Genomic DNA, 21,716 nt, shown 5'->3' on the forward strand with positions numbered 1-21,716 from the left:
GTTTTGCTTATATTACTGCTTGCGAGGCCAGTTCAGCGCATGGGAAGCGAAGTTTGATGGTGCCACAACATTATAAGCGCCGTCCTGAATTTGACGCAGCACCATTGGCTTGGCTATGTTGTTACCCGCATCAGAGAACTTGATTTGACCATAAAAAGTCGCCAAATCAGTTTTAGAAATTGCATCTCTGACCGCCTGTTTATCCAGCGTGCCGGCGCGCTCGAATGAATCCTTAAACACATAGACCGCAGCCGAGGCCTGAGCGACCTGGTAAGGCACCTTTTTCTGTGCGTACTCAGGGTAAGCGGACTTGAACTCTTTTTCATAATCGGAGGCGCTGCCAAAAAGCGGGTCCTGATAGGTAAGCGTCTCGGCCCATTGGGTTGAACAGAGAAAATCGTTAGCCGCAGCGCCGAAGTTGCCGACTACGTCAGCCGCTTCACAATGCGTGATGGCAATCATAGGCACATTGATGTTCTGCTCGCCAATTTGTCGAACTGCAGTTGCCGCGCCCTTGGAATGGCCGCTAACAATCAACACATCGGGTTTGAGCAATTTGACTTTGGTCAGAATCGCGCTCATGTCAGACAAATCCCTTGGCAACTGTTCGTCGATGACAATTTGCATCCCAAATTTTTCGGCATCCTCCAGCACCCCGGCCCGAATATCAAGCGAGAAGGGATCGTTCTCAACCGCAACGGCAACTTTTACCGAAGACGATTGGCTTCCGGATGCCTGAGCCTTTTCTGCCGCCAACGCAATAGCGGAAGCAAGATATTGTTCCGAAGTGGACAGAACTGCAAACAGGTACTTGTAACCTTGATTAAACAGCGAACGGGATGCCCCTTCCGCCTCGACCATGGGAATCTGGTATTTTTCCGTGACCGGCGCAATGGCTTTGGTCATGCCTGACGAATAGGGACCAAGCATGTACTGAACCTTGTCCTGACTGATGAGCCGCTCAGTCAGGGTTGCCGCCCGGTCGCCTTTGGACTCATCATCATAATAAATGACTTTGAAGTTGTAGCATTTATCACCAATTTTAACGCCGCCGGCCTGGTCGATTTTCTTGATCGCAAATTCATAGCCATTTTGGGCATGAACGCCGTTGGTGGCATATTTTCCGGTCAGTGAAATAGCCGAGCCCAATACCAGATCTTCACATTCCTGCGCCATGCTGCTGTGCGCGAATAGCATGCTTGCGCCCGCTATTAGTCCTGCAAGCAGGTCAGTATAAGTCAGTTTTTTCATATGGTGTTCTCCTCTAATTTTAGTTTTGAAATATTTTGTGTGTGTCTTGTTTTGAACAATTTATTGATAGCCGCCAGTATAACTGACTATTCCCAGTATACCAGTATAACTGACTATTCAATGTGCGGTCATTATACTTCCTGTGACAAAGGATTATGGCAAGAAATGATGGCAACAGGCTAAACATTTCGGAGCTGAATTTTATGCCAACAAGCCGTTCATAACCGTTGCGTTAGTCGTTGTTTTCACGCTTATTCAGGGCTTCTTCAGGCTAATTCGTCGCCCGGCCCAATCAGGTTTTTGCTTGACTTCGAAATCTTTCAGCATCGCCTGCACATCATCCGGCATCGGTGCAGTGCGACCTCGCTTCGTGTCATAATGCAAAGCCATGAACTCCGCGGTGGCGCACTGCGTTTCATCAACCAACATCAAGTGGGCAAACCAGATCTTTTTGGTCTCCGACCCAAGAATGATGCTTTCGATATTCATCATCGCTGGTTTTCGAACCTCGCGCAAATAACGCAGGTGGGTTTCCACGGTGTAAATCGCGCAGCCGGTATTACCAAAATAGTCAACGCCAAGCCCGAAGTGATCTTGTAGCCGCCAGGTCGTATTGCTGAACGGAACCAGATAATAGGCTTCGTTTAGATGCCCGTAGGCATCAAGCCATGCGTCTTGCAGCGGTTCGGAGTGGAGTTTTAGTATGGTCATGGTTATCTCAAATACGCATTGTCAATTCTATCCTCTATGTTATCTCACTCTTATTATCTCATTCTGGCCTGCGCTGTCACTTAATCAACGAGTGCGCGCCCGCTTGATTTCAAAATGGGATTGAAAAACTTTCGAGACCCACAAATTGATATCGCTGTATCTGACTGCAATATAATTCTAATTCTAATTCATAATTTGTATCGCTGCCCGAAAATTGCTGATCAGTTAAAATCGGCATTATCCTCAAAAAATTGGGTTTATTTATGACAAGACATGCCAGGCTGGCCGAGCTGATTATTGATGCCGCCTTGGAGATCGCCGACCGCAAATCCTGGTCGGCGCTGACTCTTGGAGAAATTGCCGAGCAAATTGAAGTGCCGCTTACGGATATTTATGCGTGTTACCCGGATTTGGACGATGTTGCCAATGCCTGGCTAAGGCGGGCCGATACTTTGATGGTGAAAAGCGCATCGAAAGCCGCAGAGGATGAGTTGCCGATGGATGATCGACTGCATGCCGCCATCATGTGCTGGCTTGACGCGCTGCAAGGACGGCGTTGCATCATGGGTGATATTCTGTTTTATAAACTCAAACCGCCTCATTTTCATTTACAGGCACAGTTTGTGGTCGCCACCTCCCAACGGATTCAGATGTTGCGGGAGGCCGTGCGTTTGCGAACAACCGGGCTGACAAAAACCGCCGAGGAGATTGGTTTGACAATATTGTTTGCCGGCACGGCGCTGGTGTGGCTTAACGATTCCAGCGAAAATTCCCAGCGCACCGGCGATTATCTCAAGAAACGATTGCAGTTAGCCGAAAATATCATGTCAAAGATTCATCAGCATGAATGACGACTTCGTATCGCAGATGAGTATTGCCAGGGCCGTATTATTGCCATGGGGGGTGGCGGATATAACCACAACAACCTTGTGCTGGCGTGGAACGAAGTATTAAAGGCCTTGCTTGACCAGAACTAAACAGGTGTTCTATGGTCTAAGCCGAAACACTATTCAGGAGACAAAATATGCTCAAAGGGTTACACCACAACGCCTATCGCTGTCGAGACGCTGAACAAACGCGACAATTCTATGAAGATTTCCTTGGTCTGCCGTTGGCCAGCGCTTTTCAGATCAAGGAGACGAAGAGCGGGCGGCAGACAAATATATTACACGCCTTTTTCGAGATGGATGACGGCTCGTTTTTGGCTTTTTTCGAGGCACCTGGTCACCCGTTTGAATTTAAAAAGCAACACGATTTTGACTTACACATCGCGCTGGAAGTGGAACCGGAGGAGGTGCACAAAATGTTCGAAAAAGGCAAATCGCACGGCATCGAAACCCGCGGCATTTCGGGTCACGGTTTCCTCGATTCCGTTTATTTTCGCGGTCCCAACGGTTATGTGATCGAACTGACCGCCAAACGCCCGGATTATGATGAACAAGTCGCTGCAGCAGCAGCGACAGCGCGCCAAGCTTTGGATGAATGGCAAAAAGAAAAAGTTAAACGCCGGAAATCCTGATTAATTCAGGGTTTTCTCAGTCCTTGATAAACAGGGCAAACTGAACTACGGTAAAAGTGGAAGCGAAAAATTTGTGAAAGAAGGTATTAAGGTATTAAAGAAGGATAGTCTCTAAATTCTAACGCAACACCTATAGTATGAGTACAACAATATCAAGCGAGGCGTTGAAGAATGAAGGCTTATCGTCGTCTATGCCTGGTGGAGCGAGAGGCTATCGGCGTATTGTATCATTGTGGCGCGGGCATCCGCGCAATCGCCGGTCAACTCTATCGAAGCCCATCAGCCATCAGTCTGTGAAATCAACCGTGACAAGAGCGGATTCAGTGCTTGGCGGTCGCCGCTGACAACAAAGCGCGGCGGTGGTGTTATCGTCGTTCGGGCAAGTTGGTTGAAGACAAGGGTTTGCGTTGGATCGTCATCCACGGACTCCGCAAGCAGTGGTCGCCGGCGCAAATCAGGGCCAAGCACAAGCTAGATTATCCTGGGGATGAACGGATGCGAGCGTGCGCCGAAACCATCTATACGTATTTGTATGCATTGCCCGGGGGGCTGCGTCAATCCCTGTTGCGTTGTTTGCGGTGGCATCGCAAGGCGCGGCGGCCACGAAGCCGGGGCATTGACCATCGGGGTGGTATCCCGGAGATGTTCAGTATTGAAGATCTGCCTGCGCAAGTGGCTGATCGCGCTGTGCCCGGTCATTGGGAAGGCGACTTGATCCAGGGCGCGCGCCATCAATCCGCTCTTGGCACGCTGGTTGAGCGCACCACCCGGACGGTGTTGCTGGTTCGCTTGAAGAGACAGGACGCCGAAACGGTGCGCAAGGCGTTTGCGCGCAAATTGCGAACGATGCCGAAACAGATAAAACCAACCCTGGCATATAATCAGGGCAAAGAGATGGCGGCGCATCGATTGTTCACGAAAGAGACCCGCATGCAGGTCTGTTTTGCCCATCCGCGCAGTTCATGAGAACGAGGCCCCAATGAGAATGCCAATGGCTTGATCAGGTAGCGCTTTCCGAAAGGCGCTGACTTTAATCAAGTCAGCGCTTATGAAGCGCGCAAGGCTCAAGACCGATTAAATGGACGACCGCGTAACGTGTTAAACTGGAAAACGCCTTTTGGGGCTTTTAATGAATTGTTGCAATAGAAACTAGAGACCGCCAATCTAAATACTCAATTTGGTGATAAACGAGAGCGGTACTCAGCACGTACTCGAAATTTCTTATTTTTTCTATGATGTCGGTGATATAACCCTGGTTTTGTGTCTCTAGCACCACTACGAGCTTACCGTTATCGGATTCGCCATAAAACTTCTGCGCTGGAGAGGTGATCAATATTATTTTTTACGGTTTTCAGGTGATCTGGTCTGGCATGTACAACCAGACTTGATATGTGAACTTCTTGCCGTTCCATTACTTGATCCTCAACGCTTCTTAGCTAATCTGGGTATCCCTCCGGTGTCGCCTACGAAGTTTTCAAATTCTTTATAATTCAGTTGTTCAATCATGTTTAATCAAATTTTAACGATCTCTAAATTACCACGGATTGCATCCGAATATTGATCGATTTTAAGTGTAGGATATATAAACATCCCCTTTTTCCGCAGAATCTAGGGATACCATCAATAATGATTTCTCATTGGCAAATTCATTGCGGCCATGTTCAACCCGAAAATGCTTCGCATAGCCAACATCAACCAGACCATAATAGCCACGCCAACCATCGGAATGAATCACGCTATCCAGATCAATTTTACCGCGAATAACCGCTTGAAGCGTGGACTGTCGTACATTTGGCACAATTTTATCTAGATTGAGTTGATCGAGCGGACACTGACTAGGGACCAGCTGCGCGGTATCCGAAGCCGAGAAATCCATCGCAAAATAGCGAATAATTCACCGGAAAGTCTTCTCTGCGATTCGGGAACGGCGATAATACCTGTTTTTTATAGCCATTTTAGAAGCTTAGCACACATTCGGTGATGCTTAACTTCCTATGACCCTACTAAAATAGATGCACAAACACTTGATTTTGCCGATTAAATTCAAGTATGCTATATTGAATCAATTAATTAGGAATAAATCAGTAACCTTATGATTAATTTTTTCGTCCAGGCAAGTCTCAAATTTCGTTTTGTGGTTGTGGCGGCTGTACTGGTGCTAATGGTTGCAGGTTTTATGAGAATGGTCGACACTCCGGTTGATTTGCTTCCAGAATTTTCTCCCGTTGTGGTGGTGGAAGTTCAGACCGAGGCGCTGGGTTTGTCTGCGGCAGAGGTTGAACAACTGATTACGGTGCCATTGGAAGCCGACTTGCTCAATGGGGTGGCATGGGTTGATTCAATTCAGTCAGAATCTCTTCCATCGGTGTCTTCAATCAGGATGATATTCGAATCTGGGACCGATGAAATGGCTGCGCGCCAGATGGTTCAGGAAAAACTGACACAAGCGGCAGGTTTACCAAATGTCTCTAAGGCGCCGATTATGTTGCAGCCAGTGTCATCCATCAGTCGGGTCTATATGATTGGTTTGCATTCAGAAAAAATTTCGTTGATCGATATATCAGTCTTGGCTCGCTGGAATATTCGACCACATCTGATGGCTGTAGAAGGGGTCGCTCATGTTTCTATTTGGGGTCAACGCAAAAGGCAATTACAAGTACTTGTTGACCCAGAGCAGTTAAGACATGCGGATATTTCCTTGCATGACGTGGTTTCTACTACGGGTAATGCGCTATGGTATTCACCCTTGAGTTTTTTGACTGCATCCTCGCCAGGAACCGGGGGCTTTATCGATACCCCGAATCAGCGTTTGGGTATACGCCATGTTTTACCCATCGTATCGAACGAAGGGTTGTCAAGGATTATTGTCGATGGGTCTGACAAGCGTCTGGGTGATATTGCCGAGGTGGTTGAAGATCATCAACCGTTAATTGGTGATGCAATTGTTGGCAAGGATAGTGGTGTCATGCTGGTTGTTGAAAAGTTTTCGTGGGCCAATACATTGGATGTTACAAAAGGTGTTGAAAAAGCGCTTGATGATTTACGCCCCGGTCTTAAGGACATCAATATTGATACTCAGATTTATCGTCCTGCAAGTTTCATTGAACGCGTTGTCAGAAATTTCTCTACGACGCTGCTCATCAGCGGCGTGCTGATTGCTGTTGGTTTGTTGCTGTGTTTTATAGACTGGCGCCCTTCTCTGGTTGCCACAGTATTTGTAGTGACTACTGTGCTTGTTGCATGGCTTGTACTATTTCTGCAAGGGGTGATTATTAATGGCCTGATTATTTCCGGATTCATTATGGCGTTTGGCGTTATTGTCCATGATGTCATAGCGGATACACAAGATTATCGACAGAAACGAGTTCTTGCTGATCAATCGCTTGGAAGAAAAGACGTGTGGGAGCTCATATCAGGATTCACGTTACGCATGCGTGGCACACTAAGTTTCGCTACGTTAGCTGTGCTGCTGACCGTGGTTCCATTTTTCTTTTTCGATGGTGTGCAAAACGCTTTTTTCTCTGCCATTGGCAAAGGTTATGTGCTTGTAGTGATTGCATCCACGCTTGTTGCCCTGACGTTAACGCCTGCACTGAGTTTGTTGGTTATGCCAAAAGGCGGGAGCAAGGTTTCCTTATCACCACTTAGTAAATTATTTTCAAGGGCCGCACAGGGCCTGTATCAGCGTTTTTCTGAGTTCTCTTTAGTCGCCTATATTATTACAGGTGTGGCGTTGCTCGCGGTACTTGCAGCGTTGATTTTTGCTCCATCTAAGGCAATATTTCCTGAATTTCAGGAAACAGATTTGCTGGTTAACTTGAAGGCAAAGCCAGGTATTTCACAACCGAAAATGAGCAAAATTATTAATAAGGTGACGGAAGGGCTTCGCGCTACATCAGGTGTCATCGGTGCAGGGTCTCAAATTGGACGGGCTGTGACATCCGATCGGGTTGTCGGTATGAACACAACGGAAATATGGTTGACTGTTGATCCTGATGCAGATCGCGATGCGGTCGTGAAAGAGGTTGAACGGCTTGTTTCTGCTAACCCTGAGATTGAATTTAGTATTGCAAGTTACTCTGCTGAACGTATCAGCGCTTTGGCTGAAAAGGAAAGTCAAAATGATTCTTTGACTGTGCGAATTTACGGACAAGATATGGTTATTTTGTTGCAGGAAGCAGAGAAGTTAAAGAATTCTCTATCGGGAATGAGCGGCATTGTTAATATGGAGACGTTAAAAGCAGATATTGAGCCGGGCATTGAAGTTCAAGTCGATCTGGAGCGTGCCAAGGAATATAGCATTAAGCCAGGCGACATTCGGCGAGCTGCTGCAACCTTGATCTCTGGGCTTCATGTGGGCAATCTATTTGAGGACAAAAAATATTTGATGTGGTGGTCTGGGGTAAACCCAAGATTCGTTCCAGTGTTGAAGATATTCGTAATCTTTTGCTTGAAACCCCTGATGGTCGATATGTTCGTCTTAATGAAGTTGCTGATGTACGTGTGGTTTTTAGCCCCGGGACAATCAAGCGTGAAGGTGTTGCCGGGTATGCCGATATTCAGATAGCCGTCAGTGACCAGGAGGTCGTTGCGAACGCAATATCTAAATTCCTTAAAACCCATTCCATGCCTTTGGAATACCATGCAGAAGTACTGGATGGTTACCTTAAACATAATCTCGCTAATCGTTATTTTTGGGATTCTGTTCTAGCGGCACTGATTGGTATATTCTTCTTATTACAGGCTGCCTTCCGTAGTTGGCGTTTGGCAATAATGACATTTTTGGCGTTGCCTGTCGCCCCGTTGGGATGTGTTATCTTGATTGTGCCAGGTATTATGAACTTCTCTTTGGGCGCTGTGCTGGGATTGATTGCTGTTTATGGTATTGGAATTCGTATGGCGGTCTTGCTTATTTCGAGTTATCAGAACCTGGAGCGACAAGAGGGCATGGCTTTTGGTGCGGACCTTATCGTCAAGGGATCCCATAGACAGTCAGAGACTATATTGGCAACCATATTTGTCATCGCCCTTGCCGTTATCCCCTTCTGGCTGTTGCGGTCAGAAGATGGTCTGGAGATAGTAGGATCAATGGCTGGGGCAATTCTCGCAGGTCTTCCCTCTCTCATTGTGTTCATGCTGGTGGTTTTGCCTGCATTGTATATAAAGTATGGTGAAGGGGCGGTGGATATTGAAGAGTATGAATAATCTGTTGGATGATGTCGTTGACAAGCAATAAACGAATTTTTTATAACGGTGATTGCCAGACCATGTCGTTTACAGGGGTCGGGGTGCCCAGTGGATTGGACTCAATAAAACTCCCTGGAAGAAAAATCGGGAGTTAAGGGCTATGTTACGTTATTGCATTGCAGCCGTCGTCATTGCCACAACAACTTTATTGCTCGCCGGTTGCGGAGAGTCAACACAGAAATTCAAGGCCCATGCGGAGCCTCCGGTGACGATGGAGCTCATTGATGATGATTCAGGTTTGACGCGCCTCATTTTCACGCAGCAGGCGATAAACCGTCTTGGGATAGAAACCGCCGCTATAACGGAGGAGGCGGGTAAGCGGGTCGCGCCATATAGTGCGTTGCTTTATGACTCCGCAGGGGGAACTTGGGTTTATATCAATCCGCAAGGCCTGGAATTTAGACGCGCGAGCGTTGAAGTTGACCGCATCAGGGGAGATAAAGCATATCTTGATGAGGGGCCGTCCGTGGGGAGCAAGGTGGTCACTGTGGGCGCTGCGGAGTTGTTTGGCGCTGAATATAGAGTTGGCGGTTAATTAAAGGCTGGGGCAGGTAGAGATGATGCGGTTTATAATCGGAACCAGTCTGCGTTTTCGTTTCATCATCATCGTCCTTGCGGCGGCAATGGTGATATTCGGCATGGACCGTTTGCGGCAAATGCCGATTGATGTTTTTCCTGAGTTTGCCAGGCCAAAGGTGGAGATACAAACGCCTTGTTTGGGGTTAACCCCGCAAGAGGTCGAAGAATTAATAACCATCCCTCTGGAGGATGCGTTAGTCGGCGTAGAGGGACTGGATGTTATACGTTCCAAGTCAGTGCCGCAGCTTTCGGCGGTGGAATTAGTGTTTAAGACTGGCACGGACATCATGCGTGCCCGACAAGTTGTTCAAGAACGTATTGACATGGTAACGCCTTTTATTCCAACTTGGGCTTCTCCGCCTGTGATGCTACCGCCGTTGTCTTCAACAAGTCGCACAATGAAAATTGGTATTTCGTCAGAGGTGCATTCAGTCATTGACTTGTCCATGACAACCTACTGGAAAATTCGTCAGTCACTGCTTGAAATTTCTGGTGTGGCTAATGTAGCCATGTGGGGCGAACGGATACGAATGTTGCAAGTGCAAGTAGATTCAGAGCATCTGCGGGACAAAGAGGTAACACTTGAACAAGTAATGAAAACCACTGCAGATGCACTCGATTCTGGTCTTCTGCCTTACTCTGATGGGGCGGTTGTTGGCACTGGCGGATTTATTGAAACAAAAGGCAGTCGTTTGTATATCAGGCATGTACTGCCTATTGTCAGCCCGGAAACGCTGGCTGAGCTGGTGATAGAACAGCGCGATGGTCAGCCACTGCGTCTTGGTGATGTCGCCAATGTCGTTGAGGGCCATCAGGCAATGAACGGCAATGCTATTATCAACGGTGGTGATGGCCTGATGCTGATTGTTGAGAAATACCCTTGGGCAAACACACTGGATGTGACCAATAGCGTAGAAAAGGCAATTGATGCTATTCGCCCTGGTTTGCCAGATGTGAAAATTGACACGCATATCTTCCGTCCAGCAACTTTTATTGACACCTCAATCAATAACCTGACTAAGTCGCTTCTTCTAGGTGCGGCGTTTGTCGTACTGGTGTTAATCGGCTTTTTATATGATTGGCGGGCTGCCCTGATTAGCACCATTTCCATTCCGCTGTCTTTATTGGCTGCAGGCATTGTGTTTTATCTGCAAGGAGCAACGATCAATACCATGGTGCTGGCAGGCTTTGTGATTGCCTTGGGCGCTGTGGTGGATGATGCCATTATCGGCATAGAGAATATCGTCCGCAGGCTACGGCAACGCCGCCGGGAAGGGTCGGACAAATCCATTGCGCATATTATTCTGGAAGCGTCTTTGGAAGTGCGCAGTGTTATTATTTACGCCAGCCTGATTGAAGTGGCGGCATTGATACCCGTGTTTTTCCTTGATGGCTTGTCAGGCGCTTTTTTCAAACCGCTGGCATGGGCCTATGTGTTGGCAATACTGGCGTCAATGGCAGTTGCACTAACCATAACTCCTGCCCTGGCTTTATTGCTATTAAGAAAAGCGCCGTTGACACGCAAGGTGTCTCCGTTGGCGGCTGGGTTTCAGAAAATTTACGATGCTCTGTTAAGAGGAACACTAAAAATACCTGCGGCTGCTTACGCATTCTCAGTAGCGGTGGTTTTGGCTGGCGTTTGGATTGTCCCACAACTTGGTCATTCGCTGTTGCCTGCATTTAAGGAACGTGATTTCCTGATGCACTGGGTGACCAAACCAGGAACATCGTTGCCGGAAATGGATCGTATTACCATCGCTGGAGCTAAAGAGTTGCAGGCTATTCCGGGCGTACAAAACTTTGGCGCCCATATTGGACAGGCTTTGATTATGGATGAAGTGGTTGGCGTACACTTCGGTGAGAACTGGATTAGTGTTGCCCCCGATGTTAACTATGACGAGACACTGGACAAAATTCAGGAAGTGGTGGATGGTTATCCAGGAATTTATCGGGATGTGCTTACCTATTTAAAAGAGCGTATTCGTGAAGTGCTGACAGGAGGGCATGAGGCAATTACCGTGCGTATCTTTGGACAGGATTTGAGGGTTTTACGGATACAGGCCGAAGCGGTAGAAGCAAATTTAAAAGGTACGCCGGGACTAAAGGAACTACATGTGTCCTTGCAAACACCGATCCCGCAGATAAATGTTGAGGTGGACCTGGGCAAGGCGAACAAATACGGTTTGAAGCCAGGTGATGTGCGTCGTGCCGCGGGTGTGTTGGTTGCAGGTCTGGAAGTGGGAGATATTTTCCGTGGCGGCAAGGCATACGATGTGGCTGTGTGGTCAATTCCAGAAAATCGCAATAGCCTGTCGGATATTGAGAATCTGCTGCTGGATACTCCCTATGGTGGGCATGTTCGTCTAGCGGATATCGCCGATGTTAGTATTCAGCCGACCCCTAATGTTATCAAACGCGAAAACATGAAGCGTAAAATTGATGTGGGTGGAAATATTGAGGAAGGTCATAACCTGGACTCGGTTGCCAAAGAGGTGAAAAAGCGTTTGGCGATGGTAGATTTTCCTGCTGGCTATTACCCTGAATTACTGGGTGAGTACACGGAACGGCAAAAATCGCAATCACGGCTGCTTGCTTTCAGCGCATTGGCAGCGCTTATCATACTGTTGTTATTGTATAGCACGTTTACAAGCTGGAAGCTTGCCATCCTTTCTTTCCTGGTTTTCCCAATCGCATTGGTTGGCGGCGCTATTGCCGCCTATACGGGCGGAGGGATTATCTCATTAGGTTCATTAGTGGGTTTCCTTACCATCTTTGGTATCTCAGCGCGTAATGGCATTATGATGATTAGCCATTTTCAGCACTTGCAACGGTATGAGGGGGTAAATTTTGGTAATGACCTTATTGTGCAGGGTGCCAAAGAACGTTTGCTCCCTATTTTGATGACCGCTTTGACAACCGGACTGGCGCTTTCCCCACTGATTTTTGCAGGTAATATTGCAGGACATGAAATTGAATATCCTATGGTGCTGGTCATTGTTGGCGGCCTAATCACCTCGACGCTACTCAACCTGTTTGTTATTCCTCCTCTTTATTTATACTTTGGGCGTATAAAAGAACAGGAAGATATAAATAATGCGCCTTCGGCAACAGAGGGTAGTACAATCTGATAGTAGTTGCCTTAGTTTTGTTTTAATAAAAACAAGGCATCGTTTAAGAGTTTAACTGTTACAAGCCCGACGCCCAACAGGAAATGGTTAACTTGCCAAGACCTAGTCAGGCTTTATAATCTGAAGGCGAACAAGAGTATGAAAAATAAATCCGTAAATATCATAGTGACACTTCTCGTTGGGCTGTTTTGTTGCACTGGCTACGCTATAGCGGAAACCCAGCAGTATTCCGAAATTTGGTGAAGGTGTTCCCGCTTCTCTTTTTGGGACATTTATTAAAGAAGGGCAAAAGGCGACTTATCTATTTTACGAATATGAAACCAATGAAGGGGAGGAATATACCCCCAAGGAGCTGGGGGTTTGTGGCACAACTGGCGCACCTTGCACAACAGAATTTTTCGGTGAATCGACTAAACACGAAGCATTACTATTTTTAGGGTATGGGCTAACCGATCGAGTTGCTTTAGAACTAGAAGCTGCCTTATGGTCGAGCGAAGAAATAATAAGAAATCCATCCGACAATTCTGGCGGCCTAGCTACAATAAAAGAATCTGGCTTGGGTGAAGTCGAAGCACAAGTACGTTATTTGTTAAATGTGCTAACAAAAGACCAAGCTCAATATTACGGATACATCGAAGTCGTTTTTCCGTTCCAAAAAAACAAAAACGGATTGGGGCTTCGGATTGGAAGGTTGTCCAAGGGTTTGGGGCATATAAGAGTTTTAGTCAGGGATTGTTGCTGGGTCGATTTTCGATTGCATATGATTTCGGAGAAAGCGATCTGGAATTAGCCGAATATGCGGTTGAATATTATAAAGATATATCTTCAAATCGGCGCTATGTTGTAGCGATAGAAGGTGAAGATGACGAAATTGGTTTGATTGGCGAATTGCAATGGCTGGTTGGCGGTAACGCCGTGGTAAAAATAAATACTGGTGTTGGATTGACTAATAAAGCAGCGGACTTTTCTCCTGAAATTGGGATAATGTGGTATTTTTGACAGGCAGAATTTCTGTCAATTAAATCACCCGACTTGCTTAGAAGCAAATCTAAAGGGTACGTAAACTGTTTGGATACGGACATAGCCCGCAACACTATGCCAAACAAGTCAGCAACTTCAGCCGTACTTGAATCTCATATAAACTACCTTCGGCCTTGTTTTTATTCACAAATCAAAACCGTTGCCCAAAACCATTGCCCAAGGTAAACACCGTAAAACCTGCCCTTACGAAAACATCATGACACTATGAAAAACCCAAATCACCCCCAGGCTGCTTGAAATCCAATCAGGGCTTTGCGATACTCAACCAAGTGGTCGACTCACCGACAATGAATCGGTTGAACAAATACAAAAAGCATGTGAACAACGCTTTAAAACTATTTATGGACACGGTGGGCTAAGCCTGAATCGAAATAGGTTGATTGCCTCGTTCAGACTCATTTAATGGATTAGAATATACTGGTGAGTTACACTAAAATAAAATTTCCAAGCGTCCCGCTATCTGATTAGATCTATCCAGCGTTTGCTCCAGATCATCTTCTGCAAGCCCGATTTTATAATCGTTCTGTAAATACTCCAGCGTTACATTTGCCTGGTTATTAATATGCCATGTTCCAACAACACCTGTTTGGCAATGCGGCTCGTCTTCAATCTCATTACCGCCAGCAAAACGTACTGACCACTCCAGTTTTTCTGTGATGAGAAAATGTGTTAGCTCAAAATTCCATCCTCTAGGCTTGTTTTTATCAGTATCAAACTCCTTAAACTCTCCAATTGCTGCAATATATTCAGTCGTGAATCCAAATTTATCCACTTCCAGCGTGGAATGAATGGCCAGCCCACTCACTCGTTTTTCATAGCGGTTACCAGTATCCTCAAGGGAAATTTCATCTGCATCTGCCAAATCAGAAACATAACCCAAACCAATTGTCCATCGTTTTGTCGGCATAATTTCAGTTGAAATTCCCCACTCAACAGATCGACTGTCAGCCCCTACTTTCTTTGCTTTGCCATTGTATGCAAACAAGGACAAATCAATTTCATCCGTTAGCGAACGAGAAATGGTTAGGTTTTTTTCGTTTATTTCAAAGAAATCTACCGGCGACCCTGTTATAAAGCGTGAGTGGTATTCGCCAAATGGCAAGGTGCCCCTGCCAAACCTTATCTTGGTTTTTTCCAATTCGATCTTTGCTATTGCCTCATCAACCAGAAACCGTTTTTTCACATCATCAAACTCAAAAGCGACTACCCCGCTTATACGTTCTGATACTTGAGCTTCAAAATCTATACTGAGTAGAAAACTTGTACTTGATGGCGTTGAATAATCCCTGATAGTGGGATCATCTTTGACAGGCTTAATCCGCTGACGCAGTAACTCAAGTTCTCCTTTACCGGCTATCGATAACCAGCTGTTCAATTTATGACGGTCAGTATTTTCATCCTCTTCGGCATGGATATTTACTGAAATACAGAGTATGCTTATGCACACAATAAACGAAATAATTTGTACTTTTTCCATTTTTTAGAGAACCGCCGATAAATTAAACAAGGGTCATAGGAAATTAAGACGTTAAATTGGCTTCTTGCGAAGCAGTTTGAGTATGACATGATAAAGATTATCACAGCAATGATTAAAACGAAATTCGGTTTCTTTGAGAGGGTGATAAAACATATGTTCGCGAATCCCCTTCGACTTGCTCAACCGCAATTTGGCGTAAGCCCAAAAGGACTCGATGCCGTTAATATGAGAGTGCGCATTGGCAAATTCATTGCGGCCATGTTCAACCCGGAAATGCTTCGCATAGCCGACCTCAACCAAGCCATGATAGCCTCGCCAACCATCGGATAAGAATCACGCTATCCAGATCAATTTTACCGCGAATAACCGCTTGGAGCGTGGGCTTTCGCACATTTGGCACAATTTGTGTGTATATCCAGCCATTGCGTTTGAGAAAACCGAATACGATGGTTTTGCCGCCGGTGCCTCGTCCGCGTTTGCCACGAATACGCTTGGGTCCAAAATACGACTCATCGACTTCTATGTGGCATGCCAGGGCAGGAATGTCGCTCACATTCTTGGGCCAAACGTTGGCGCAGTTTTATCTGGACCGAGTTGATCAAGCGCACGCTGACAGGGACCAGTTGCGCGGTATCCGAAGCCGAGAAATCCATCGCAAAATAGCGAATAATTCGCTGGAAAGTCTTCCCTGCGATTCGGGAACGGCGATAATACCTGTTTTTTATAGCCCTTTCAGAAGCTTGGCACACATCAGGTGATGCTTAACTTCCTATGACCCTATTTTTTACAGTTTTCAGGTGATCGGGTCTGGCATGGACAACCAGGCTTGATATGTGAACTTCTTGCCGCTCCATTGCTCAATCCTCAACGCTCCTTAGCTAGCCTGGGCTTCCCGCCAGTGCAGCCTACGAAGTTTTCAAATTCTTTATAATTCATGTTGTTTAATCAACTTTAACGATCTCTAAATTATCACAGATTACATCCGAATATTGATCGATTTATAAGTGTAGAAGATATAAACATCCCCTTTTTCCGCAGAATCGAGGGATACCATCAATAATGATTTCCCATGATGGTTTCCCAAGGGTGGCATAAATCTGTCCGCTATGACCCTATTGCCTGAATGAATGCGTCTATAAATCATACTATAATTTACCTTGGCCTGTTGTTAGCCAGTGCTTTCAGAGCGGGGAGACGAAGAGTGGGCGGCAGACAAATATATTACACGCCTTTTTCGAGCTGACCGCCCGTTTGGATCGAATCAGCTCTGGCGCAGACATATGATAGACAAATCCTGGAGTTGCCAGACGTATTCACCCAACTGGTTTGGGGGGTTATCGCTACTGCTAAACGCCAGTCGCCAGGTGTTGGACGGCGATACTTCCGTTAGTGTGAAATTGACCGTAGATACGGATGCGTTCAGCATAATGGCAAGGGCATTGGTTTGATGCGGCGAATTTTTCCGATTACCCGTGTTCGCCAGGACAACCGTCAGGGTCTGTGCCTGCTCCCAATCCAAAGCCGTCATGTCGCTGCCGTCTGGATGGCGCCAGGCTATATCAGGTCGCCCCTGCCCATCCAACAAATGCCCATGCCGGTACTGCGCCTGTCTCAGTAAAGCGGTGTTGCGCCGCAGGCCAATCAGCTCACGCACCTGTGCCAGGAAAGCCGGGTCTGTTGCCAGCCCGCTCCAGTCCAGCCAGCCAGTCTCGTTATCCTGTGCATAGGCGTTGTTATTGCCCTGCTGTGAATTTCCGAACTCATCCCCGGCCAGCAGCATCGGCGTGCCCTGTGATAGCAGTAAGGTGGCGAGCAGGTTCAGGCGTTGTCGGCGGCGCAGTCTTTTGATCGACTGTTTGCTGGTCGGTCCCTCAATGCCGTAGTTGCGGCTGAAGTTAAGCGCATGACCATCACGGTTGTCTTCGCCGTTGGCCAGGTTGTGTTGGGACTCGTAACTGACCAGGTCGGCCAGGCTGAAACCATCGTGGCTGGTGACCAGGTTGATGCTGGCATTTGGTTTGCGTCCGCCAGCCTCAAACAGATCCGCAGAGCCGTGCAGACGTCGGGCAAACTCCCCGGCCTGCCCCGGATCACCACGCCAGAAACGGCGCGCGCTATCCCGATAGCGGTCGTTCCATTCCGACCAGGCGCGCGGGAATTGTCCCAGTTGGTAGCCGGCCGGGCCGGCATCCCAGGGTTCGGCGATCAACTTGACCCCTTTGAGCGCGCCATCGCTGGTAATTTGCCCTGTAATTTGCTTGAGCAGTGCATGGTCGCAATCGAAACCATCAGCGGTTCTCCCCAGCCCCGCAGCCAGGTCAAAACGAAAGCCGTCCACCCCCATTTCCCGGTGCCAGTACCGGAGACTGGCGAGTACCAGTTCATGCACTCGAGGATGATCAACATTCAGCGTATTCCCGCAGCCGGTGTCATTCACATAACACCCCGGATTATCCGGCGGCGTTCGGTAATAAGCCAGGTTGTCGATGCCGCGAAAACTGAGTGTCGGGCCGCGCTGGTCGCTTTCGCCGGTGTGGTTGTACACCACGTCGAGAATCACTTCGATGCCAGCGTCATGAATGGCATTGACCATTTCGCGGAACTCGCCTATAGCACTATCACCCGAGATATTATCACTCGCATAGCGGACTTCAGGAGCGAAAAAATTGATGCTGTTGTAACCCCAGAAATTTCTCAGCCCGCGTTTCACCAGAAAGGCTTCATCAATGAAAGCATGCACCGGCATCAGTTCGATGGCAGTGATGCCCAGCGCTTTTAGATAGTCCAGTATCGCCGCATTGTGCATAGCGCGGAATTTTCCGCGCTCAGATTCTGCAACGGCCGGGTGGCGCATGGTGAAACCGCGCACGTTGGCTTCGTAAATAATGGTTTTTGACCAGGCAATGTTTGGCCGCGCAGCCGCCGGAAGATTTTGCGCGGCGGTGACCACGCATTTAGGCATGCAAGAGGCGCTGTCTAAAGCGCTGATTCGCATCTTTTCAGTGGCGCCGCTCAGGTCAAAACTCGGGTCAAAATCAAACAAAGCCGCTGCTGGAGACCAGGAAAAGCCGCCGTCCAGTGCGCGTGCGTAAGGATCGATCAGCAGCTTATTCGCATTGAAGCGAAGACCTTGTGTCGGCTCATATCGTCCGTGGACGCGATAGCCATAGCGCTGACCCGGTTTGCAGCCCGGCAAGTACCCATGCCAGACATCATCATCCTGGTCGGGCAATGTCAAGCGCGCTGTCGCGTTGCCCTGCACATCGAACAGGCACAGTTCAACGGCCTCTGCTCGCGATGAATACAAGGCGAAATTTACCCCATCGCCATCCCAGTGCGCGCCCAGCGGGTCGCGGCAGCCGCGTTGCATTATCGGCGCAAAATTATTATGGGTGTTGTTATTTTTGCTATTCAATTATCGACAACATCGTTGAGTGCCAACGCCCGTTCTTTTGTCCAAGGCACAAACCTTACGGGCTGCTTGCATTTTTTGCAAACTATCCTTGTGGCGCGCCGCTTTCTGGTATTTGCAAAACAGCCGTTCGGGCATTGCACGATCCAACGCGGCCGGCTGAACTCGATGTCATGACAGCGTTCCCCGGTGCCCCCAATCTCTCGGGCAATCTTGCGCCAGACAGCATCATGATGGTGCTCGAGGCCAGCCAGCGCATGGGCAATCTCATGCAGAATCGTGTCGAGTATCTCCTGCTCGGAAGCGGCTCGAAGGAAAAGCCGGGAAAGCGAGATTTGCTTGTTTCTGTATTTGCAGACTCCTGCTCGACTCATGGCATCATCCAGGCAGGCAGACCAGTCGCTCAAGCCATGCTTGCACAGGAGCCTGCGGCAGTTTTCGAGCGCGCCCTGCTCTTGACCTGAATAGTCTTTGGTTGCCCCCAGCGGCTGAATGAGTTGATAAGGCACACGATAGCAATCTCCATCCGATACAGCGATGCGGGCATACTTAGGCCCGAGAGTGGATACAGCGCCATGCAGTTGTTGCCCGCGAAACTCAAACCGGACCGAGTCGCCTGGCGATACCCGGGCTTTCAACTTGTCCAGATCGCGCATTGAATGAAGCACCGGTTGTTTGCCCGGCCGCAGGCTAAGGATACGAGGCTTTGCCAAAATTACCCCGAATTGCCCCGAATTGAAAATGACCGCATCTCATCCGCCCATTGCCCGACAACACAACCCGCCATCATAGCCGAGCGGGCTGAATGGGTTTGAGACGCCAAATCTCCCGGTTATAGTCGCGGATCGTCCGGTCGGTTGAGAATCGTCCGCAGGCAGCGGTGTTGAGGATGCTCATCCGCGTCCAGCGCGGCACATCCTTGAAGGCGTCGCCAACCAGTCCCTGAGCATCGACAAAACTGCGGAAATCCGCCGTCGTCATCCACGCATCGGCAGGATTTCTCAGCGCATGGGTCACCGCATCGAACACGTCTGGCTGAGCCCGATTGAAGTGTCCGCTTTCCAGTAATTGCAGGACCCGCGAAAAATCCTGGTCGCGCTCGATGATCGCCTGAGGATGGTAATGCGCATCGTCATCGGAACGACGTTTCTCGATTTCATCCACCGTCAGTCCGAACAGGAAAAAGTTCTGCTCGCCGACCGCTTGGCGAATCTCGACATTGGCGCCGTCCAACGTGCCTATGGTCAGCGCGCCGTTCATCATGAACTTCATATTGCCGGTGCCGGAAGCCTCTTTGCCGGCGGTTGAAATCTGCTCCGACAGGTCGGTGGCCGGACAAATCAATTCCATCGCGGAGACGTTGTAGTCGGGATAAAAAATCAGCTGTAGCCGGCCTTTCATGGCTACATCCGCGTTAATCACGCGCGCGACATCATTGATGCACTTGATGATGTTCTTGGCCACAACGTAGCCGGGCGCGGCCTTGCCACCGATGATGACCAAGCGAGGCGTCAGCCCATTGCCATCACCGCGGCGGATACGGTCGTACAGGTGAACCACATGCAACAGGTTAAGCAGTTGCCGCTTGTATTCATGGATCCGCTTCACCTGCACGTCGAACATCATGCCCGGATCGACTTCAATCCCGGTGCGTTCTTCGAGCACCCGCGCCAGACGAATTTTGTTGGTGCGCTTGACCGCGCGCCAGTGCGCATTGAAAGCCGGCTCGGCGGCAAAATTCCGCAGTCGCGCCAGTTGCTCGAGATCGGTGATCCAGTCGGCGCCGATTTTACCGGTAATCAGTGCGCTCAATCCGGGATTGCAGTTGGCCAGCCAGCGACGCTGAGTCACGCCGTTGGTCTTATTATTGAATTTCTCCGGCCAATGCTCGGCGAAATCCTTGAACATGCCCTGACGCAGCAATCTGGAATGCAGCTCGGCCACGCCGTTGACCGAATAGCTGCCAACGATGGCCAGATAAGCCATGCGCACCATCGGCGTTCGCCCCGACTGAATCAATGACATGCGTTCCAAGCGTTGCCGGTCGCTCGGCCAACGCGCCCTGACCTCGGCTAGGAAGCGGTTGTTGATTTCGTTAATGATTTCCATAATTCGTGGCAGCAAATCGCCGATCATCGCTTGCGGCCATAGCTCCAGGGCCTCGGGCAACAACGTGTGGTTGGTGTAGGCCATGGTCTGCCGGGTGAGGTCCCAGGCCATGTCCCAGTGCATGCCGTGTTCATCCAGCAACAAGCGCATCAGCTCCGGCACGGCGATGGCCGGATGGGTGTCGTTCAGTTGAAAACAGTTGTTTGCGGCGAAGCCGGCAAAGTCATTGTCATCGCCATGCTCGGTCTGCCAGTCAGACAACACGTCCTGCAGACTGGCCGAGACCAGGAAATACTGTTGCCGCAGTCGCAGCACCTGGCCATTCTCGGATTCGTTGTTCGGATACAGCACCATGGTGATATTTTCAGCCGCATTTTTGGCGGCCACAGCATCGACGTAGCTGCCGGCATTAAACTCTTCTAGGTCAAACTCATCCGTGGCCGCGGCCGACCACAGCCGCAGGGTGTTGACCACATCGTTCTGGTATCCCGGGATGGGCACGTCGAACGGCACCGCCAGCACATCGTGGGTATCGACCCAGCGATGCCGTGTTCGCCGGTCCTCATCGACCTGGGTTAAACACTTGCCACCGAACTTTACCGTGCGGCTTAATTCGATGCGCTTGATCTCCCAGGGGAAGCCGCCGCGCAGCCAGGTATCAGGCTCTTCGATCTGGCGGCCATTTTCGAAATGCTGACGGAACATGCCGTAGTGATAGCGGATGCCATAACCGATCACCGGCAGTCGCAAGGTCGCGCAACTGTCAAGGAAACAGGCGGCCAGCCGTCCGAGTCCGCCGTTGCCGAGTCCGGCATCATGTTCATGCTCATAAACATCCTCCAGTTCGACGCCAATCCGCTCTAGCGCGGCACTGGCCTGGTCTTGAATGCCGAGACTCGACAGCGCGTTGCGCAACAAGCGTCCCATCAGAAATTCCAGCGAAATGTAGTGCGCCCGACGGTTTTGTCTGCTTCGCAGCGCTTTATTGGTTCGGTTCCAGCGCTCCATCAGGCGCGCCCGGGTTGCATATGCCAGCGCTTCGAATAGACCGGGAGAAAGCACCCGGGGAGGACAGCCCCCTGGCACCCTGCTAAAGTAATGGGCAAAGTCCTCCAGCAACGCATCGGCATTCATTTTCAGCGCCGGCGCCGATAATAGTTCGATATCGTCGAGGTGCTGGTGATTTTCCGCAGGGCAATCTAAATTATTGGGTAAATTATTGTTCTTTAGTGATGTTGCCAT

General features: G+C 49.0%; 13 protein-coding genes and 4 pseudogenes. 8 read left to right on the forward strand and 9 right to left on the reverse strand.

Going from position 1 to position 21,716, the window contains the following annotated elements; all coding sequences use genetic code 11:
- Positions 1-12: 12 nt before the first annotated feature.
- Together ACPXXB_RS02610 and ACPXXB_RS02615 are read right to left on the reverse strand one after the other, a co-directional pair.
- The gene (locus tag ACPXXB_RS02610) at positions 13-1,251 is read right to left on the reverse strand and encodes an amino acid ABC transporter substrate-binding protein (protein ID WP_423908975.1); all 1,239 of its coding nucleotides are present in this window, start codon (positions 1,249-1,251) and stop codon (positions 13-15) included.
- Positions 1,252-1,506: 255 nt separating this feature from the next.
- Positions 1,507-1,962: a thioesterase family protein gene (locus tag ACPXXB_RS02615; protein ID WP_423908978.1), complete on the reverse strand. Its 456-nt coding sequence runs from the start codon at positions 1,960-1,962 to the stop codon at positions 1,507-1,509.
- 263 nt (positions 1,963-2,225) lie between these two features.
- Between ACPXXB_RS02615 and ACPXXB_RS02620 the strand changes: the two genes are divergently transcribed.
- From ACPXXB_RS02620 to ACPXXB_RS02635, 4 genes are all read left to right on the forward strand, one after another.
- Positions 2,226-2,813, forward strand: coding sequence for a TetR/AcrR family transcriptional regulator (locus tag ACPXXB_RS02620; RefSeq protein ID WP_423908981.1), 588 nt, complete (start codon positions 2,226-2,228; stop codon positions 2,811-2,813).
- A gap of 173 nt (positions 2,814-2,986) precedes the next feature.
- The gene (locus tag ACPXXB_RS02625; RefSeq protein WP_423908984.1) at positions 2,987-3,481 is read left to right on the forward strand and encodes a VOC family protein; all 495 of its coding nucleotides are present in this window, start codon (positions 2,987-2,989) and stop codon (positions 3,479-3,481) included.
- Positions 3,482-3,652: 171 nt separating this feature from the next.
- Positions 3,653-3,778, forward strand: coding sequence for a helix-turn-helix domain-containing protein (locus ACPXXB_RS02630; RefSeq protein ID WP_423908986.1), 126 nt, complete (start codon positions 3,653-3,655; stop codon positions 3,776-3,778).
- Between the two features lie 30 nt (positions 3,779-3,808).
- Positions 3,809-4,447, forward strand: coding sequence for an IS30 family transposase (locus ACPXXB_RS02635; protein WP_423908989.1), 639 nt, complete (start codon positions 3,809-3,811; stop codon positions 4,445-4,447).
- Between the two features lie 160 nt (positions 4,448-4,607).
- On the opposite strand, the pseudogene ACPXXB_RS02640 reads toward ACPXXB_RS02635, so the two are convergent.
- A pseudogene (locus ACPXXB_RS02640) lies at positions 4,608-4,893 on the reverse strand (chaperone NapD).
- A 227-nt stretch (positions 4,894-5,120) separates the two neighbouring features.
- Positions 5,121-5,375 (reverse strand): annotated as a pseudogene (locus ACPXXB_RS02645) (transposase); the annotation flags it as partial.
- A 267-nt stretch (positions 5,376-5,642) separates the two neighbouring features.
- On the opposite strand from ACPXXB_RS02645, the pseudogene ACPXXB_RS02650 reads away from it, so the two are divergent.
- The 4 genes and pseudogenes from ACPXXB_RS02650 to ACPXXB_RS02665 all read left to right on the forward strand — a co-directional run bounded on the left by ACPXXB_RS02650 (position 5,643) and on the right by ACPXXB_RS02665 (position 13,434).
- Positions 5,643-8,686, forward strand: a pseudogene (locus tag ACPXXB_RS02650) (efflux RND transporter permease subunit).
- 142 nt (positions 8,687-8,828) lie between these two features.
- Entirely contained in the window at positions 8,829-9,263 is a 435-nt protein-coding gene (locus ACPXXB_RS02655) for a hypothetical protein (RefSeq protein ID WP_423908991.1), read from the forward strand.
- 25 nt (positions 9,264-9,288) lie between these two features.
- Positions 9,289-12,435, forward strand: a complete 3,147-nt coding sequence (locus tag ACPXXB_RS02660; RefSeq protein WP_423910898.1) for an efflux RND transporter permease subunit — start codon at positions 9,289-9,291, stop codon at positions 12,433-12,435.
- A 735-nt stretch (positions 12,436-13,170) separates the two neighbouring features.
- Positions 13,171-13,434: a hypothetical protein gene (locus ACPXXB_RS02665; RefSeq protein ID WP_423908994.1), complete on the forward strand. Its 264-nt coding sequence runs from the start codon at positions 13,171-13,173 to the stop codon at positions 13,432-13,434.
- A 472-nt stretch (positions 13,435-13,906) separates the two neighbouring features.
- On the opposite strand, the gene ACPXXB_RS02670 is transcribed toward ACPXXB_RS02665, so the two are convergent.
- From ACPXXB_RS02670 to ACPXXB_RS02690, 5 genes and pseudogenes are all read right to left on the reverse strand, one after another.
- Positions 13,907-14,953, reverse strand: a complete 1,047-nt coding sequence (locus tag ACPXXB_RS02670; protein ID WP_423908997.1) for an LbtU family siderophore porin — start codon at positions 14,951-14,953, stop codon at positions 13,907-13,909.
- 51 nt (positions 14,954-15,004) lie between these two features.
- Positions 15,005-15,678, reverse strand: a pseudogene (locus tag ACPXXB_RS02675) (IS1595 family transposase).
- Positions 15,679-16,214: 536 nt separating this feature from the next.
- Positions 16,215-18,368 (reverse strand): glycogen debranching protein GlgX, encoded by a 2,154-nt coding sequence (glgX, locus tag ACPXXB_RS02680; RefSeq protein ID WP_423909000.1) that lies wholly within the window; start codon positions 18,366-18,368, stop codon positions 16,215-16,217.
- Entirely contained in the window at positions 18,365-19,078 is a 714-nt protein-coding gene (locus ACPXXB_RS02685; RefSeq protein WP_423909003.1) for a SprT-like domain-containing protein, read from the reverse strand. Before ACPXXB_RS02685 ends, glgX begins: the two co-directional genes overlap by 4 nt.
- 73 nt (positions 19,079-19,151) lie before the next feature.
- Entirely contained in the window at positions 19,152-21,716 is a 2,565-nt protein-coding gene (locus tag ACPXXB_RS02690; RefSeq protein ID WP_423909006.1) for a glycogen/starch/alpha-glucan phosphorylase, read from the reverse strand.

The sequence above is a fragment of the Candidatus Spongiihabitans sp. genome (assembly GCF_965237845.1).
Taxonomy (GTDB): Bacteria; Pseudomonadota; Gammaproteobacteria; order Arenicellales; family Poriferihabitantaceae; genus Spongiihabitans.